This is a genomic window from Streptomyces sp. NPDC056835, assembly GCF_042789485.1.
Classification (GTDB): Bacteria; Actinomycetota; Actinomycetes; order Streptomycetales; family Streptomycetaceae; genus Streptomyces.
The window spans coordinates 122,404-138,956 of record NZ_JBHUBB010000013.1; the positions used below are offsets into that span (position 1 = coordinate 122,404).

The window sequence follows — 16,553 nt, forward strand, 5'->3', positions numbered from 1 at the left end:
CTACGGCTCATGCCCGATGATTACCGACTCGAAACCGCTGGGTAACGGCCGCTGGTATGGCGCTGGCAAAGTGTCGCATCCCGGAGGCCGGAACGCGCGGGGACGTACGTTACAGGGCGGGCGTTTCCGCCCGCCCACCCTCGGGGGCCCTCCCCAGGTTAGAGCCTCGCTCCCGGATTCGGGATGGTCCGGGCCGGGGGAAAAGTACCGTTCTGGAACGCCGCTTCTGGAGGGCGGCCCCGAATTCTAGAGTGCGGCCCCGAACAGGGCTCCGAGCCCGTACGTGAGCGCCGCGGCCGTCCCGCCGAGGAACAGCTGACGCAGTCCGCTGTACCACCAGCTGCGCGCCGTCACCCGCGCCACCAGCGCACCGCAGGCGAAGAGCCCGGCCAGCGCGAGCAGCACGGCGGGCCACAGCACGGTGGCGCCGAGCAGATACGGCAGTACGGGCAGCAGCGCGCCCAGGGCGAACGAGCCGAACGACGACACGGCGGCGACCAGCGGCGACGGCAGATCGTCCGGGTCGACCCCCAGCTCCTCGCGCGCGTGGATCTCCAGCGCCTGCTCGGGGTCCTTCGAGAGCTGCCGGGCCACCTCGCGGGCGAGCTCCGGCTCCACACCGCGTGACACGTAGAGCGCGGCCAGCTCCTCCATCTCGTCGGCGGGGTGCTTCCTCAGCTCTCCGCGCTCCACCTCCAGCTCGGCCTGGACCAGCTCGCGCTGGGAGGCGACCGAGGTGTACTCGCCCGCGGCCATCGAGAAGGCACCGGCCGCCAGGCCCGCGAGTCCGGTGATCACGATCGTCTGCTGGGAGACCGCGCCGCCCGCGACCCCGGTCATCAGCGCCAGGTTGGAGACCAGTCCGTCCATCGCGCCGAACACCGCGGGACGCAGCCAGCCGCCGTTCACATCGCGATGCGTGTGGTTGTCACGGTGCGCCGCGTGGAGCGTTGCCTCGGTCTCGATGATGGACATGCCTCTCCCCTTTTCCCGGGGCGGATTCCGGTCCGCCGGAGACCGGTGCCACCCCTCTCATGCCTCGAAAGTACGCACGAAAAATGGCTCCCGCCAGCAAGGAAGGCCGTACTTACCGGCCTTGAGCCGGGTCTCGGCACGGATGTCACCCGGGTGACAGCGGGGTTTCCCGGACTCCCCCGGCCCTCCGTGTGGCACAGATGCGGAGACGCGGACGCGGTGATACGGCGCGGACGCGGTGACACAGGCTCGCGCGAAAGGGCCACACCATGGAGTCAGTCCCTCGCGACCCCGAGGTTGACGCGGTCGCGGTACACGCCGAGGTTGACACCGCCGCGGTGCACCCCGAGGTTGACGCCGTCGCGGTACACACCGAGGCCGACGCGGCCGCGGTGCTCCGGGACCGGGCGCGCGGTGCCCTGCTGGGGCTCGCCGTGGGCGACGCGATCGGCGCCCCGGCGGAGAACATGCGGCCTTCCGAGATCCGCCGCAGGTGGGGCCGGATCGAAGGGTTCGTGTCCGACAATCCGGCGGGCACCGACGACACCGAGTACGCGATCTTCTCCGGGCTGCTGCTCGCCCGGCACGGCTCGGCCCTGACCGTCGCCCATGTGGAGAACGCCTGGCACCACTGGCTCGCGGACCATGACGAGGGCCCCTTCCGCGGGGCCGGTTTCAGCGAGCGCGGCACGCTGGAGAATCTGCGGCGCGGGCTCGCCGCGCCCATCACGGCCCAGCACCGGCACGCCTGGAGCGACGGGCTCGCGATGCGCGCGGCGCCGTTCGGCGTCTTCGCCGCGGGCCGCCCCGAGGAGGCCGCGCGGCTGGTCGCCGTCGACGGCCGGGTCAGCCACGACGGCGAGGGCATCTACGGCGGCCGGGCGGTGGCGGCCGGGGTCGCCGCGGCGATGGGCGGCGCCGGGCCCGCGTCGGTGATCGCCGCGGCGCTCTCCGTGGTCCCCATGGACTCCTGGACGGCCCGCACCCTGCGCCGGGGGGTCGTGGCCGCGCAGCGGGCGTACCCCGACACGCTCACGATGGAGCGCGCCGTCCGCTCCTCGGTGGTCATCGGCGGCTATCCGTGGACCGATCTGGCCCCCGAGGCGGTGGGACTGGCCTTCGGCGCCTTCGCGGCGGCGCGCGGGGACTTCCGTACGTCGGTCCTGACGGCGGTCAACATGGGCCGGGACGCCGACACCACCGCGGCGGTCGCGGGCGCCCTGGCGGGGGCGATGTCGGGGGCGGCGGCGATCCCCGGGGAATGGTCCTCGGTCATCGGCCCGGTCCGGGGCAGCTGTCTGCCCTCGATGCGCGGCTACCACGTACTGGACATCGCGGACCTGCTCATGCCGGACTACGACGAAAGGGTGGCGTCATGACAGCGATCGAGCGGGACCGGGCGCGCGGCGACCGGCCGTGGGCGGCCGAACGCGAATCCCCCGACTCCCCCGCCTCCCCCAAGGCTTCCGGCACTTCCGACACTCCCAGTTCCCCCGACGCTTCCGGGTCCCCCGGCACCCCCCTCCGCCGGATCGAGGGGCTGCTCCTCGGGCTCGCCGCCGGGGACGCCGCCGGGTGGCCCGCCGCCCGGCACCGGGCCGCGCGGATGCCCGAGTGGACGCGCCGGCTCACCCGGGAGCTGGACACCTTCGCCGAGCAGAACGCGACCACCACCCTCCCCGTGCCCATCGCGCTCAACCAGCCCCCCGAACCGCTCAGACTCGGCCCCTCCGACGACGCCGAGTGGGCCGCCTTCGCCGCCGAGTCCGTGCTCACCGCCGCCGGTGATCTCTTCCAGCACCTGGGAGCCGACCGCCGGATGCGGGCCGCCGTCGATCTCGCGTGGAACTCCCTCGCCTGCGAGATCGCCGCCGCGGCGGCCCGCGCGCCCGAGGTGGAGTCGGCCGTACCGCCCCTGCGGGCACGGATCTCCGTACGCGCGGGGCTCGGGAATCTCGCCACCGGGCTGCGCCCGCCCGCCACCGGCCATGACAACCCGCACTACTTCGACGACGCCGCGTGCGTACGGGCCGCCGTTCTCGCCGTCGTCCATCCCGGCGACCCGGGCGCCGCCGCCGAACTCGCCGAGTTCGACGCCCGGTACACCCAGGACGGTGACGGGGTGTACGGCGCCCGCGCCATGGCCGCGGCCGTCGCGACCGCGCTCGGCGGCGGGGACACCGAGGCCGCCGTGGAGGCCGCTCTCGACCAGCTGCCCGAGTCCACGGAGATCGGCCGCAACGCCCGCCACGCCGTCAAGCTGGCCCGCGACTTCGCCGGTGAACCGGCCGGCGCCTTCGCGCTCGTACCGCTGCTTGAGCATCAGATCGTCGACCATGTCTACAGCTACGGCATCGCCGCGGCCGAGACCGTCCCGGTCGCCCTCGCCCTGGCCCTCGCCGCCGGTGGCAGTGTCGCCGGAGCGGTGCCCTCCGCCGCCTGTCTGTCCAGGGTCGCCGACTCCGCGCCCGCCCTCGCCGGCGCGCTGACCGGCGCGCTCGGCGGGGGCGACGCCGTACCGGCCGCCTGGCGGGACGCCTGCCGGACCTTGGCGGGGTGTGCGCTCCCCCGGCTCGCCGGGACCGATCTCGTCGAACTCGCCGGACTGCTCGCAGCCACGGAACTGACCACTCCGGATGGACAATTCAGACATGACACCACAGAGCGCACCCCCGACGCCCCTCCCCCTCACGGACCGGATCACCGGCTGTCTGATCGGCGCGGCCGTCGGTGACGCGCTCGGCGGTCCGGTCGAGGGGTATTCCCCCGAGCAGATCGTGGAACGGCACGGCGGCCGGGTGTCCGGCATCGTCGGACCGTGGAACGAGGACTGGCGCACCGCCCGCCCGCTCGCCCCGTACCACAAGGGCGACGGACACATCACCGACGACACCCTGATGACGCACGCGCTGATCCGGGTGTACGAGAAGGTCCGCGACCATCTCGACGCGTACGCGGTCGCCGACCATCTCGTGCCCGACCTGATCTCCACCCCGCGCTGGATCCCGGAGCTCGAAGCCGAGGCGCTGCCGCTCCAGCGGATCTTCCTCGCCGAGAAGTGGCTGGTGACCCGGTTGCACTACGGGCATGTCGATCCGCGCGAGGCGGGCACCGGAAATATCGTCAACTGCGGTGCGGCGATGTACATGGCGCCCATCGGTCTGGTCAACGCGGCGCATCCGGCCGCCGCCTACGCCGAGGCGATCGAGGTGGCGGGCGCGCACCAGTCCTCGTACGGGCGGGAGGCGGCCGGGGTGTTCGCCGCCGCCGTGGCCGCCGCGTGTCTGCCGGACGCCACCCCCGCGTCGGTGGTGGCGACCTGTCTGGGCCTGGCGAAGGACGGCACGCGCGCGGCGATCGAGGCGGTGTGCGCGGTGGCCGCCCGGCACCGCGACACGGAGTCCTCGCTGCGCGGGCTGCGCGAGGCGGTCGCGCCGTTCGACACGGTCGGCCCGCACTACCGCGCCCCGTCGCTCGGCGCCCGCCGCCCCTCCCGGCTGCACTCCATCGAGGAACTGCCCATCGCGCTCGGCATGTTGCTGATCGGCGCGGGCGACTACCGCCGTACGGTCCTCGGCTCGGTCAACTACGGCCGGGACTGCGACTCGATCGCCACCATGAGCGGCGCGCTCGCCGGGGCGCTGGGCGGCGAGGCGGCCGTCCCCGCCGAGTGGGCGCGGGACGTGGCCGAGGCGAGCCGCCTCGATCTGCACGCCCCGGCGAGCGCGCTGACGAAGGTGGCGTACGAGGTGTTCGCCCGCGATACGGAACGCCGCCGCGCGCACGAGGCGGCGTTCGTCGAGCTGACGCCGTCTCATGTGACGTCCCCTCAGCCGGCTTCGGCTCAGCAGCCAGCGGGCGCCCGATGAGCGATCCGCGTATCACCCGGGTACAGCCCGAGGATCTGATCGGCCATGAACCGCGCCGGGCAGCGCGGGACGGCCGGGCCGGGAAGAAGCCGCAGAGGGAGGCGCGTCGCGCATGAGCGGCATCGTGGTGCTCGGCAGCGCCAATATGGATCTCGTCGTGTATGTCGAGCACGCCCCGAAGCACGGCGAGACCGTGACCGGACGGGATTTCCGTACGATCCCCGGCGGCAAAGGCGCCAACCAGGCCGTCGCCGCCGCCCGCGCGGGCGGTGAGGTCGCGATGATCGGCGCGGTCGGCGCGGACGAGTACGGAGAGCTGCTGCGGCACACCCTCGAAGCCTCCGGGGTCGACACGGATCTCCTGCGCACCCACGAGGGCGCCTCGGGCACCGCCCATATCGTGGTCGACGACGAGGGCGGCAACGCGATCGTCGTCATCCCGGGGGCGAACGGTACGGTCAGCGGGCTCGGGCCCGGCGACGAAAGCGTGATCGCCGCCGCCGACACCCTGCTCCTCCAGCTCGAACTTCCGCTGAGCGCCGTGCTGGAGGGCGCGGAGGCGGCGCGCCGGCACTCCGTACGCACCATCCTCACCCCGGCGCCCGCCCAGCCCCTGCCGCCGGAACTCCTCGCCGCCGTCGATCTGCTGGTACCCAACGAGCACGAGGCGGCCACCCTCACCGGGATCGCCGCCCCGCACGCGGCGGCCGAGGCCCTGCTCCTGCGGGTCCCCGAGGTCGTGATCACCATGGGCGCGGCGGGGAGTCTGTACGCGGCCCGGGACACGGCGTCCGTCCTGGTGACCGCGCCCCGGGTGTCCGCCGTGGACACGACCGGCGCCGGTGACACCTATGTGGGCGCTCTCGCCGTCGCGCTGTGCGAGGGCCGCCCCATGCCCGAGGCGATGAGCTGGGCGTCGGCCGCCGCCGCGCTCTGTGTGCAGCGCCCCGGGGCGTCCACCTCCATGCCGTACCGCACCGAGATCGAGGTCCGATGAGCGCGCCCGCCCCCAGCAGCCCCGCCCCTCAGCAGCCCGAATCCGGACGGCCCGAACCCGGCCGGCCAGCCGGGCCGCCCGGACCCGGCGAGCCCGCCCCGCCCCTCGCCGGTCTGCGCGTCCTCGACCTCGCGACGCTCTTCGCGGGCCCGCTCGCCGCCACCATGCTCGGTGACTTCGGCGCCGAGGTGATCAAGGTCGAGCACCCCACTCGCCCCGACCCGTCGCGCGGGCACGGCCCCTCGAAGGACGGCGTGGGCCTGTGGTGGAAGCTCCTCGGCCGCAACAAGCGGCCCATCACCCTCGATCTCTCCACCCCGGGCGGCCGTGATCTGCTGCTCGGGCTCGCAGCCGGAGCGGATGTGATCATCGAGAACTTCCGGCCCGGCACCCTGGAGAAATGGGGGCTCGGCTGGGAAGAGCTGCCCGCCGCCAACCCCCGGCTCGTACTCACCCGGGTGACGGGCTTCGGGCAGTTCGGCCCGTACTCCCACCGCCCCGGGTTCGGCACGCTCGCCGAGGCGATGAGCGGGTTCGCCGCCGTCACGGGCGAGCCGGACGGCCCGCCCACACTGCCGCCGTTCGGCCTGGCCGACTCGATCGCCGCGCTGGCCACGGCGTACGCGGTGATGACGGCGCTCAGCGGCCGGGCCGTCACGGGCCGTGGCCAGGTGGTGGATCTGGCGATCATCGAGCCGATCCTCACCGTCCTCGGCCCGCAGCCGCTCTGGTACGACCAGCTCGGCTACGTACAGCCGCGCACCGGCAACCGCTCCCGCAACAACGCCCCGCGCAACACCTACCGCACGGCCGACGGCTCCTGGCTCGCGGTCTCCACGTCCGCGCAGTCCATCGCCGAACGCGTGATGTGCCTGGTGGGCCGCCCGGAGCTGATCGACGAGCCATGGTTCACCACCGGCAGCGGGCGCGCGGATCACGCGGACCTGCTGGACGCCGCCGTGGGCGACTGGATGGCCCGGCACACCCGCGAGGAGGCCATGGCCGCGTTCGAGAAGGCCGAGGCGGCGGTCGCGCCCGTCTACGACATCCGCGAGGTCATGGCGGACCCCCAGTACCAGGCCCTGGACACCGTCACCGAGGTCCCCGACCCGGAGCTGGGGCCGCTCAGGATGCAGAACGTCCTCTTCCGGCTCTCCGAGACCCCCGGTTCCATCCGCTGGGCGGGCCGCCCGCACGGCGCGGACACCGATGCCGTCCTGACCGAGCTGGGCCTGTCCCGGCCCGAGATCGCCGCGCTTCGCTCGGCCGACGTACTGTGACCGCGCCGCTCATCCGGCCGATCCCTCTCACCTGGCTGTATGTGCCCGGGGACCGTCCGCAGACAATGGCGAAGGCGCTGTCCTGCGGCGCGGACGTCGTGATCGTCGACCTGGAGGACGCGGTGCCGCCCGACCGCAAGGCGTACGCGCGCGCGGCCACCACCGAGTTCCTGTCGTCCTCCCACGAGACCCCGGTCCATGTCCGGATCGCCGACGAACGGGACCTGCCGTCGCTGGCCGGCCTCCCGGGGCTCGCCGGGCTGCGCGTTCCGAAGGTCAGCCACGCCTCGGACATCCACCGCGTCGCATCGCGCGCGCCCGATGTCCCGCTCTACGCGCTGCTCGAATCGGCCCTCGCGGTGGAACACGCCCACGCCATCGCCGCCGCCCACCCGGCGGTCCGGGGCATCGCCCTGGGCGAGGCGGACCTCCGCGCCGATCTGGGGGTACGGGACGACGCGGGCCTGGACTGGTCACGCGGCCGGGCCGTGGTCGCGGCCCGCGCGGCGGGCCTGGCACCGCCCGCCCAGTCGGTCTACCCCGACGTGCGGGATCTTGACGGCCTCGCGGCGTCCTGCCGCCGCGGCAGAGCGCTGGGGCTCGTCGGCAGGGCGGCGATCCACCCGCGCCAGCTGCCGGTCATCGAGCGGGCGTATCTGCCCACCGCCCGGGAGATCGTCGAGGCCGAGGAGATCATCGAGGCGGCGGCGGCCGACGCGGGCGCGCACGCCCTGCCCGACGGCCGTTTCGTGGACGCGGCGATCGTGGCGGCGGCCCGCGGAACCCTGTCGCTGGCGAGCCGCCGGTAAGCCCGGGGAGCCCGGGGAGGGCTCAGCCGCGCCCGTCCTTGGCCGCTCCGGACAACGGATCCTCGCTCTTCCCGGCGGTTCCGGGCGCCTCGGCGGTCACCGCGGCCTCATCGGAGCCATCGGAGCCATCGGAGCCATCCTCCGCGGATTCCTCGGCGGATTCCTTGGCGTCGTCGTCCTTCGCCGGGACGCCGGCGTCCTTGTCCGGTTCCACGATCTCCTCACGGCCGGGCCGCAGCTTGCTGGAGACCACCAGATAGACAACGGCGAGCAGGAAGATGATCATCGCGGTCCACAGATTGAGCCGGAGGCCCAGGATGTGGTGCGCCTCGTCGACCCGCATGTACTCGATCCAGCCGCGGCCCGCGCAGTACGCCGCGACATAGAGCGCGAAGACCCGTCCGTGTCCGAGCTTGAAGCGGCGTTCCGCCCAGATGACCAGCGCCGCGACCCCGAGGCACCACAGGGACTCGTACAGGAACGTCGGGTGGTAGAGACCGGCCTCCCGGTTGGGCCCCTCGCTGATCTTCAGCGCCCACGGCAGATCGGTCGACTTCCCGTACAGCTCCTGGTTGAACCAGTTTCCCCAGCGTCCGATGGCCTGGGCCACGGCGAGGGCCGGGGCCAGCGCGTCGGCGTACGGCGGAAGCGCGATCCCGCGGCGGCGGCAGCCGATCCACGCGCCCACGGCGCCCAGCATCACCGCGCCCCAGATGCCGAGGCCGCCTTCCCAGATCTTGAAGGCGTCGACCCAGTCGCGCCCCTCACCGAAGTACAGCTGGTAGTCGGTGATGACGTGGTACAAGCGGCCACCGAGCAGACCGAACGGTACGGCCCAGACGGCGATGTCCGTGGTCGTTCCCGGCTTGCCGCCACGGGCGACCCAGCGCCGGTTGACGATCCAGAGGGCGACGAACAACCCGATGAGAATGGCGAAGGCATAGCCGCGCAGCGGGAGCGGTCCGAGGTGGAGCACTCCGGTCGACGGGCTGGGAATGTATGCAAGGTCCATGGCAGAACCGACGCTACAGTGCCGGGCGGGATCCAAGGCAACCCGCCCGGCAACTTCTGCATAACGAGCTCAGGGCGACGGGGTCCCCGCGGGCGCCGAACCGACCGGGATCGAGGAGGGCGCGGACGGGGTGGTCGTACCCGCCTTCTTGCCCTTGTTGGCCTGGGTGACCCACTTCTTCAGATTGTCGGGCGTGATGTTCTCGGCGCCCTTCTTCGGGAAGACCGACTCACCGTTGAGCAGCACGGTCGGCGTCCCGGAGAAACCACCCGTCCGGAACGCCTCGGCGGACTTGTTCACCCAGTCGTCGTGCTTGCCGCCCTCCACACACTCCCGGAAGCCGGACGCGGACTCCAGCCCGTCGACCTTGCCCGCCAGATCCAGCAGATAGCTGTTCTTGGCGAAGGCGTCGTCCGTCTCCGCGGGCTGGTTCTGGTAGAGCACATCGTGGTACGGGGCGAACTCGCCGACGTCCTGCGCGCACGCCGCCGCGTTGGCCGCGCGCAGCGAGCCCGTACCGCCCATATTGCCGTCGATGAGTGTGGCGAGGTGGTACTCGACCTTGAGCTCCCCCGCCTTCTCCAGCTGCTGGATCGTGCTCCTGAAGCCGTTCTCGAACTGGGCGCAGGCCGGGCAGCGGAAGTCCTCCCACACCGTGAGCGTGGACGGCGCGTCCGTCGCTCCCACGGGGATCGCCAGATCGTCCTTGCCCGTCAGCCCCGACGGCGCGCTGACCGGGCCCCCCGCGCTGTCGGCCTTGTCCTTGCCGACATTCGCGACGACCAGCCCGACCACCGCGACCAGGCCGAGGACTCCGACCACCGCCGCGGAGGCGACCAGGGTCCGCCGGCGCTTCTCCCGCGTCCTGTCCGCCGCACGTTCCTGCTGGAGCCGCTCTCTCGCGCTCCGGTTTGCCTCACGGTTCTTCTCGCTCACGCCCACAGCAACGAACCGGGGAGGCGCCTACGCACCTCCCCGGTCCCAGGTCCACCCGTACGGGTGAGATCACCCGTCAGCGCTTGCGAACGCCCTCGGCCAGCTCACCCGCGAGCGCGCGCACCGCGGCCAGCCCCGCCACCTCGTCCTCCGCGTCCAGCATCCGCTTCACGAACGCGGACCCGACGATCACACCGTCCGCGAATCCGGCGACCTCCGCCGCCTGCTCCGCGTTGGACACCCCGAGCCCGACACAGACCGGCAGCCCGGTCGTGGCGCGCGTACGCTCCACCAGGTTCTTGGCCTCCAGGCCCACCGAGGCACGCGTACCGGTGACGCCCATCAGCGACGCCGCGTACACGAAGCCGGTGCCGACCGCCGTGATCTTCGCCAGCCGCTCGTCCTTGCTGCTCGGAGCCACCACGAACACGGTCGCCAGCCCGTGCTTCTCGGCGTGCTCACGCCACAGCGCGGACTCCTGCACGGGCAGATCCGGCAGAATGCACCCGGCGCCGCCCGCCTCGGCCAGCTCGGCGGTGAACCGCTCGATCCCGTACCGGTCGATCGGATTCCAGTACGTCATCACGAGCACCGGCTTACCGGTCGCCCCGTGCGCCTCGCGGACCGTACGCATCACATCCGCGATCTTCACACCGCCCCGCAGCGCGATGTCGTCGGCGGTCTGGATGACGGGCCCGTCGAGGACCGGGTCGCTGTGCGGCAGCCCCACCTCGACCACGTCCGCGCCACCGTCGAAGACGGCCTTCACGGCCTCGATCCCACCGTCCACGGTCGGGAACCCGGCGGGCAGATAGGCGATCAGCGCGGCGCGGTTCTCGGCCTTCGCCGCCGCGAGTGTGTCGCTCAGCAGCTGGATGTTCCCGCTCACTTGGTGCCCTCCCCGTCGTACAGCCCGAAGTAGCGGGCGGCCGTGTCCATGTCCTTGTCGCCGCGCCCCGACAGGTTGACGATGATCAGCCCGTCCTCGCCCAGCTCGCGCCCGACCTCCAGCGCGCCGGCCAGCGCGTGCGCGCTCTCGATCGCCGGAATGATGCCCTCCGTACGCGACAGCAGCAGCAGCGCCCGCATCGCGTCGTCATCGGTCACCGCCCGGTACTCCCCGCGCCCGCTGTCCTTGAGATACGCGTGCTCGGGGCCGATGCCGGGGTAGTCGAGACCGGCCGAGATCGAGTACGGCTCGGTGATCTGGCCCTCCTCGTCCTGGAGAACGTACGACCGCGACCCGTGCAGGATGCCGGGCTCGCCCGCGGTCAGGGTGGCGGCGTGCTCCCCGCTCTCGATCCCGTGCCCGGCCGGCTCACAGCCCACCAGCCGTACGCCCGCGTCGGGGATGAACGCGTGGAAGAGCCCGATCGCGTTGGACCCGCCCCCCACACACGCCACGGCGGCATCGGGCAGCCGCCCGGCCCGCTCCAGGATCTGCCGCCGGGCCTCGACGCCGATGACCCGGTGGAAGTCCCGCACCATCGCGGGGAAGGGATGCGGCCCCGCGACCGTCCCGAACAGATAGTGCGTACGGTCCACATTGGCGACCCAGTCGCGGAACGCCTCGTTGATGGCGTCCTTCAGCGTCCGGCTGCCGGACTTCACGGGCACGACCTCGGCACCGAGCATCCGCATCCGGGCCACGTTCAGGGCCTGGCGCTCGGTGTCGATCTCCCCCATGTAGATGGTGCACTCAAGCCCGAACAACGCACAGGCGGTCGCGGTCGCGACGCCGTGCTGCCCGGCCCCGGTCTCGGCGATGACCCGGGTCTTGCCCATCCGCTTCGTCAGCAATGCCTGCCCCAGCACATTGTTGATCTTGTGGGAGCCGGTGTGATTCAGATCTTCCCGCTTGAGGAACACCCGGGCACCACCGGCGTGTTCGGCGAACCGCGGCACATCGGTCAGCGCGCTGGGCCGCCCGGTGTAGTGGACCAGGAGGTCATCGAGCTCGGCGGCGAAGGCGGGGTCGCCCTTGGCCTTCTCGTACTCGACGGCGACCTCGTCGACGGCGGCGACCAGCGCCTCGGGAATGAACTTGCCGCCGAAGGCACCGAAGTACCCTTCGGCGCTCGGGACATGACCGTCAGGGTCAGGAACAAAGAACTCGGACACGCGAGAACTCCTCAGGAGCGACGGAGACGGAGAGGGAGCACCGTGTTGCGCCAAGGCGAGATGGCCCCGCGCCCGGCGACGGACACGAGGGCACGGCCAGAAGGCACGGCACCGCGCACACAACCCGTGGGCACCGCACCGCGAAGGCCACGCCTAACGCGCGGCCCCGCGCCATCGCATCCCGTTGACCTGCCCCGGCTCATCGCCGATCACGTACCGCACCCGTCGCCCATGCACCCGCCGCGCGGGCGCACGGCACCCGCGCGGGCGGCACCCGCGCGCCAGCGGCGCGTGCGGCACACGCACGGCAACGAAAGTCGCGGACACGGTGAGCTCAGTCCCTCCCGTGCCGCAGCGCCGGATGGGCGCCCGCCGCCACCAGATCGGCCACCGCGGACTTCGGGTCCCGGCCGGTGACCAGCGATTCCCCGACGAGCACCGCGTCGGCCCCGGCGTTCGCGTACGCGATCAGGTCGTGCGGCCCGCGCACCCCCGACTCGGCGATCTTCACGATGCCGGCCGGAATCTCGGGGGCGACCCGCTCGAACGTGCTCCGGTCGACCTTCAGCGTCTTCAGATCGCGGGCGTTGACACCGATGATCCTCGCCCCGGCGTCCACGGCCCGCTCGACCTCGTCCTCGTCGTGCACCTCGACGAGCGGGGTGAGCCCGATCGACTCGGCGCGCTCGATGAGCGAGACCAGGGCCGGCTGCTCCAGCGCGGAGACGATCAGCAGCACCAGGTCGGCGCCGTACGCGCGCGCCTCCCACAGCTGGTACGAGGTGACGATGAAGTCCTTGCGCAGGACCGGGATGTCGACCCTGGCGCGTACGGCCTCCAGGTCGGCCAGCGAGCCGCCGAAGCGGCGCTGCTCGGTCAGTACGGAGATGACGGCGGCGCCGCCCGCCTCGTAGTCGGCGGCCAGGGCCGCGGGGTCGGCGATCGCGGCGAGCGCGCCCTTCGACGGACTGGAGCGCTTGACCTCGCAGATCACATGGACGCCCTCGCCGCGCAGGGCGGCGACACCGTCCTTGGCCTGAGGCGCCTTCGCCGCGCGCTCCTTGAGCTCGTCAAGGCCCACGCGCGCCTGCCGCTCTGCGAGGTCGGCGCGTACGCCTTCGATGATCTCGTCGAGCACACTCACGCGAGCGGCCCCCTTCCGGGACTGGTTCGAATCAAGCTCGGTCGCCGATCAGATCCGCTCGGACCGGCCATTGGATCAGGATCAGCCATATCGATGCTAGCCGGAACTGGCCGGAGGACCCGCATCCGGTGGGCCGAGCATGACACCGCCTGGACCATCATGGCGCGAGCGACGAGCCGAAGGGCAGGTTTCTGATGACGCTGAAGGCCAGGATCACCCCGCCGAGGGCCCACCACCAGAAGGGCCGCAGGGTGATCGCCACGGGGAGCGCCCTCCGGGCACGTACGAGCCACACCACCCACAGGACGGCGAAGACCGGATAGCCGATGGTGGCGAGGGCGTTGTCGCCGAGGGCGGCGATCCAGTCGCCGTGCGCGACGGCGTGGGCGCTGCGCAGCCCGCCGCAGCCGAAGCAGAGGACGCCGGTCAGGCCGTACAGCGGGCAGACCGGGTAGTGGCCGGTTTCGTTCGGGTCGACCAGCCCGACGTAGGTGAAGGCGGCGGCCACCCCCGCGAGGGTGGCGAGCGGCGGCAGCAGCCGCCGCGTCATCGACGGAGTCGTCGGCGGAGTCATCGGCGGACGGGCCGACCGGTCGGGCGCGGGCACAGGCAGGGCGTCATCCACCCGGTGATTGTCCCCGTTCGTACGGAAAGACGCAGCCCGGTCCCGCCGGACCGCGTCTTTGTCCATCTCAGTGCGCGCGGTACATCTCAGTGCGCGCGCCGGGGCGTGCGCCGACGCGGTCCGTCAGACGGTCTGCGCCTGCGCCTCGGACCGGGCCTGCGTACCCGCGGGGTTCTCGATGTGCTGCCGCACCGCGGCGGCCCTCGCCTCCGCCATCTCCGCCGACTCCTTCGGCATGCCCAGGCCCGCGGCCTTCATCGCCAGGCCGACGACGCCACCGAGCAGGGCCACGCCGATACCGGCCCAGAACCCGGGCTGGTTCGCCGCCACCATGAAGACTCCCGCGATGCAGAAGCCGATGAAGCAGATGGTCGCGCCGGTCCAGGCGGCCGGGGTGTGTCCGTGGCTGGTGCCCGCCATGAGTTGCTCCTCGTTGCTGTGTTGCTGTTGCGCTGTGCGTTGCTGTCGCGCCGTGTGAGTCGGACGTTCAACCCACATTGTCCCGCATACGGGACCCGTACAGGCCCCTGGGGTACGACGGTGTGAGTCAGCTCTCCCGCGTGGGGTCCTCGCCGCGGTCCAGTGCCTTCCACAGGTCCTCGGGACGGTCGGGGTCCACGGCGGGCGCCTTGCCGGCCGCCGCGTGCCCGCGTCCGCCGCCGCCACGCCCGTCAGGACCCGCGCCGGGCCGCTCGTACCGGCCCGACATCCCCGGCCAGCGCCGCCCGTACAGCAGGGCCAGAGCGCCCGCGAGCAGGATCAGCACACCACCGGCCACGGTCACGTAGGGCCACGCGGTGTGGGTCAGGGCGTCGACGGTGGCGGCGCTGTCGCCGGTGGTCTTCGCGGCCATCTCGTCGAGGGCCGTGCTGTCCGACGCGCCGAGGAACGCGGCGACGGCCACGCCCGCGCCGCTCAGCGCGAGCAGCGCCGCGACCAGGACGCGCCCCGCTCCGCGTACGGCGAAGACGGCGACGAGCGCCGCGAGTCCGACGATGCCGAGCGCGGCCGGAACTCCGGTGACATCCCGGCCGTCGGCGTCGAGCGGCACGGAGCCGCCGCCCACGGCCGCCGTGCCCTCGGCCCAGATCTGGCCGGAGGCGATCAACGCGACGGCGGCGCCGGCGGCACCGAGCAGCAGCGCCGCGGCGAGAGCGCGACGGCCCCCGCCGCCGCCGCTCCTGGCGGTGGCCGCGGGTCCTGCGGTACGGGGCTGGGGTACGGGTACGGCACTCACGCACCCCACTATCCCCTACGGCTCCACCCGCCCGGCCGCCCGGGGGTTACCCGGCGTTCAGCCGGTTGGCCGTGTGGACGGCGCGGAGCACGGCGGCGGCCTTGTTCCGGCACTCCGTGTCCTCGGAGACCGGATCGGAGTCGGCGACAACACCCGCTCCCGCCTGCACATACGCCGTGCCGTCACGCAGCAGGGCGGTACGGATGGCGATGGCGGTGTCGGAGTCCCCGGCGAAGTCGAGATAGCCGACGCAGCCGCCGTACAGGCCACGCCGGGTGGGCTCAAGCTCGTCGATGATCTGCATGGCGCGCGGCTTGGGGGCCCCGGAGAGGGTGCCCGCGGGGAAGCAGGCGGTCAGTACGTCGAAGGCGGTGCGCCCCTCGGCGACCCGTCCCGTCACCGTGGACACGATGTGCATGACGTGCGAGTAGCGCTCGACGGACATGAAGTCGACCACCTCGACGGTGCCTGGCTCGCAGACCCGGCCGAGATCGTTGCGGCCGAGGTCCACGAGCATCAGATGCTCGGCGCGTTCCTTGGGGTCGGCGAGCAGTTCGTCGGCGAGGGCCTGGTCCTCCCGCGGCGTGGCGCCGCGCGGCCGGGTGCCGGCGATGGGGTGGACCATCGCCCGGCCGTCCTCGACCTTGACCAGCGCCTCCGGGCTGGAGCCCACGACGTCGAAGCCGTCGAAGCGGAAGAGGTACATGTACGGCGACGGGTTGGTGGCCCGCAGGACCCGGTAGACGTCCAGCGCGCTCGCGGTGACGGGGGTCTCGAAGCGCTGGGAAGGGACGACCTGGAAGGCCTCGCCCGCCCTGATGCGCTCCTTGATGTCCTCGACCACGGCCTGGTAGTCGGGGCCGCCCCAGAGCGCGGTGTACTCGGGCAGTTCGGAGACGGGCAGCGCGGTGGGCGCGGACCGTACCGGCTCGGCGAGATCCGCGGCCATGGCGTCGAGCCGGGCGACGGCGTCCGCGTACGCCTCGTCCACACCGGTGTCGCGGTCGTTGTGGTTGATGGCGTTGGCGATCAGCAGGACGGTGCCGTCCCAGTGGTCGAGTACGGCGAGATCCGAGGTGAGCAGCATGGTCAGCTCGGGGATGCGCAGATCGTCGCGGCCGTGCTCGCCGATCCGCTCCAGCCGCCGGACGATGTCGTAGCCGAGGTAGCCGACCATGCCGCCGGTGAAGGGCGGCATGCCGGAGGAGAGGTCACGGGGGGTGTGCAGGGCCTCCACGGTGGCGCGCAGGGCCACCAGCGGGTCCCCGTCGACGGGGACGCCGACGGGCGGGGTGCCCAGCCAGTGGGTGACGCCGTCGCGCTCGGTGAGGGTGGCGGCGGACCGTACCCCGATGAAGGAGTAGCGGGACCAGGAGCGGCCGTTCTCCGCGGACTCCAGCAGGAAGGTGCCGGGGCGCTCGGCGGCGAGCTTGCGGTACAGGCCGACCGGGGTGTCGCCGTCCGCGAGGAGGCGCCGGCTGACGGGGATGACGCGGCGGTCCACCGCCAGCTTGCGGAAGGTCTCAAGGTCCATGGCCGCTGACCCTA

At 72.6% G+C, this 16,553-nt stretch carries 17 protein-coding genes; 6 read left to right on the forward strand and 11 right to left on the reverse strand.

The genetic code is table 11. From position 1 onward, the window contains the following. Window positions 1-246 precede the first annotated feature (246 nt). Window positions 247-975, reverse strand: coding sequence for a VIT1/CCC1 transporter family protein (locus tag ACFRMN_RS17265; RefSeq protein WP_383019909.1), 729 nt, complete (start codon window positions 973-975; stop codon window positions 247-249). Between the two features lie 338 nt (window positions 976-1,313). Here ACFRMN_RS17265 and ACFRMN_RS17270 point away from each other — a divergent pair, with 338 nt between their 5' ends. From ACFRMN_RS17270 to ACFRMN_RS17295, 6 genes are all read left to right on the forward strand, one after another. After that, window positions 1,314-2,354, forward strand: coding sequence for an ADP-ribosylglycohydrolase family protein (locus ACFRMN_RS17270; RefSeq protein ID WP_383020122.1), 1,041 nt, complete (start codon window positions 1,314-1,316; stop codon window positions 2,352-2,354). Further along, the gene (locus tag ACFRMN_RS17275; protein ID WP_383019912.1) at window positions 2,351-3,709 is read left to right on the forward strand and encodes an ADP-ribosylglycohydrolase family protein; all 1,359 of its coding nucleotides are present in this window, start codon (window positions 2,351-2,353) and stop codon (window positions 3,707-3,709) included. Before ACFRMN_RS17270 ends, ACFRMN_RS17275 begins: the two co-directional genes overlap by 4 nt. After that, window positions 3,627-4,844, forward strand: coding sequence for an ADP-ribosylglycohydrolase family protein (locus ACFRMN_RS17280; RefSeq protein ID WP_383019916.1), 1,218 nt, complete (start codon window positions 3,627-3,629; stop codon window positions 4,842-4,844). Before ACFRMN_RS17275 ends, ACFRMN_RS17280 begins: the two co-directional genes overlap by 83 nt. A gap of 112 nt (window positions 4,845-4,956) precedes the next feature. Continuing rightward, window positions 4,957-5,841: a ribokinase gene (gene rbsK, locus ACFRMN_RS17285; RefSeq protein ID WP_383019919.1), complete on the forward strand. Its 885-nt coding sequence runs from the start codon at window positions 4,957-4,959 to the stop codon at window positions 5,839-5,841. Next, a complete protein-coding gene (locus tag ACFRMN_RS17290) occupies window positions 5,838-7,121 on the forward strand; it encodes a CaiB/BaiF CoA transferase family protein (protein ID WP_383019922.1) in 1,284 nt (427 codons plus the stop codon). The genes rbsK and ACFRMN_RS17290 overlap by 4 nt, the downstream gene beginning before the upstream one ends. An 11-nt stretch (window positions 7,122-7,132) precedes the next feature. Beyond that, a complete protein-coding gene (locus ACFRMN_RS17295) occupies window positions 7,133-7,930 on the forward strand; it encodes an HpcH/HpaI aldolase/citrate lyase family protein (protein ID WP_383020125.1) in 798 nt (265 codons plus the stop codon). Between the two features lie 22 nt (window positions 7,931-7,952). Here the strand turns inward: ACFRMN_RS17295 and lgt are convergent, their stop codons facing one another. The 10 genes from lgt to ACFRMN_RS17345 form a co-directional block, all read right to left on the reverse strand. Further along, window positions 7,953-8,942 (reverse strand): prolipoprotein diacylglyceryl transferase, encoded by a 990-nt coding sequence (lgt, locus tag ACFRMN_RS17300; protein WP_383019925.1) that lies wholly within the window; start codon window positions 8,940-8,942, stop codon window positions 7,953-7,955. 69 nt (window positions 8,943-9,011) lie between these two features. Beyond that, on the reverse strand, window positions 9,012-9,878 hold the full coding sequence (locus ACFRMN_RS17305) for a DsbA family protein (protein WP_383019928.1): 867 nt from the start codon (window positions 9,876-9,878) through the stop codon (window positions 9,012-9,014). A 76-nt stretch (window positions 9,879-9,954) separates the two neighbouring features. Continuing rightward, window positions 9,955-10,767: a tryptophan synthase subunit alpha gene (gene trpA, locus ACFRMN_RS17310; RefSeq protein WP_383019930.1), complete on the reverse strand. Its 813-nt coding sequence runs from the start codon at window positions 10,765-10,767 to the stop codon at window positions 9,955-9,957. Then, window positions 10,764-11,999 carry a tryptophan synthase subunit beta gene (trpB, locus tag ACFRMN_RS17315; RefSeq protein WP_383019933.1) on the reverse strand — a complete coding sequence of 412 codons (1,236 nt, stop codon included), beginning with the start codon at window positions 11,997-11,999 and terminating at the stop codon, window positions 10,764-10,766. Before trpB ends, trpA begins: the two co-directional genes overlap by 4 nt. Window positions 12,000-12,152: 153 nt before the next feature. Then, entirely contained in the window at window positions 12,153-12,326 is a 174-nt protein-coding gene (trpM, locus tag ACFRMN_RS17320) for a tryptophan biosynthesis modulator TrpM (RefSeq protein ID WP_383019936.1), read from the reverse strand. Between the two features lie 7 nt (window positions 12,327-12,333). After that, window positions 12,334-13,143, reverse strand: coding sequence for an indole-3-glycerol phosphate synthase TrpC (gene trpC, locus ACFRMN_RS17325; protein WP_383019939.1), 810 nt, complete (start codon window positions 13,141-13,143; stop codon window positions 12,334-12,336). Between the two features lie 157 nt (window positions 13,144-13,300). Further along, complete coding sequence (locus tag ACFRMN_RS17330) at window positions 13,301-13,717, reverse strand: DUF2752 domain-containing protein (protein ID WP_383020127.1); 417 nt, start codon at window positions 13,715-13,717, stop codon at window positions 13,301-13,303. A 174-nt stretch (window positions 13,718-13,891) separates the two neighbouring features. Next, entirely contained in the window at window positions 13,892-14,188 is a 297-nt protein-coding gene (locus ACFRMN_RS17335; protein WP_383019941.1) for an HGxxPAAW family protein, read from the reverse strand. Between the two features lie 127 nt (window positions 14,189-14,315). Then, a complete protein-coding gene (locus ACFRMN_RS17340; protein WP_383019944.1) occupies window positions 14,316-15,005 on the reverse strand; it encodes a TIGR02234 family membrane protein in 690 nt (229 codons plus the stop codon). 46 nt (window positions 15,006-15,051) lie between these two features. After that, window positions 15,052-16,539, reverse strand: a complete 1,488-nt coding sequence (locus tag ACFRMN_RS17345) for an anthranilate synthase component I (RefSeq protein WP_383019946.1) — start codon at window positions 16,537-16,539, stop codon at window positions 15,052-15,054. Window positions 16,540-16,553 lie beyond the last annotated feature (14 nt).

Coding starts and splice junctions, on each gene's coding strand:
- ACFRMN_RS17280 (WP_383019916.1), top strand. CDS start 3,627: ATGACACCACAGAGCGCACCCCCGACGCCCCTCCCCCTCACGGACCGG.
- lgt (WP_383019925.1), bottom strand. CDS start 8,942: ATGGACCTTGCATACATTCCCAGCCCGTCGACCGGAGTGCTCCACCTC.
- ACFRMN_RS17330 (WP_383020127.1), bottom strand. CDS start 13,717: ATGACTCCGCCGACGACTCCGTCGATGACGCGGCGGCTGCTGCCGCCG.
- rbsK (WP_383019919.1), top strand. CDS start 4,957: ATGAGCGGCATCGTGGTGCTCGGCAGCGCCAATATGGATCTCGTCGTG.
- ACFRMN_RS17265 (WP_383019909.1), bottom strand. CDS start 975: ATGTCCATCATCGAGACCGAGGCAACGCTCCACGCGGCGCACCGTGAC.
- ACFRMN_RS17335 (WP_383019941.1), bottom strand. CDS start 14,188: ATGGCGGGCACCAGCCACGGACACACCCCGGCCGCCTGGACCGGCGCG.
- ACFRMN_RS17345 (WP_383019946.1), bottom strand. CDS start 16,539: ATGGACCTTGAGACCTTCCGCAAGCTGGCGGTGGACCGCCGCGTCATC.
- ACFRMN_RS17275 (WP_383019912.1), top strand. CDS start 2,351: ATGACAGCGATCGAGCGGGACCGGGCGCGCGGCGACCGGCCGTGGGCG.
- ACFRMN_RS17290 (WP_383019922.1), top strand. CDS start 5,838: ATGAGCGCGCCCGCCCCCAGCAGCCCCGCCCCTCAGCAGCCCGAATCC.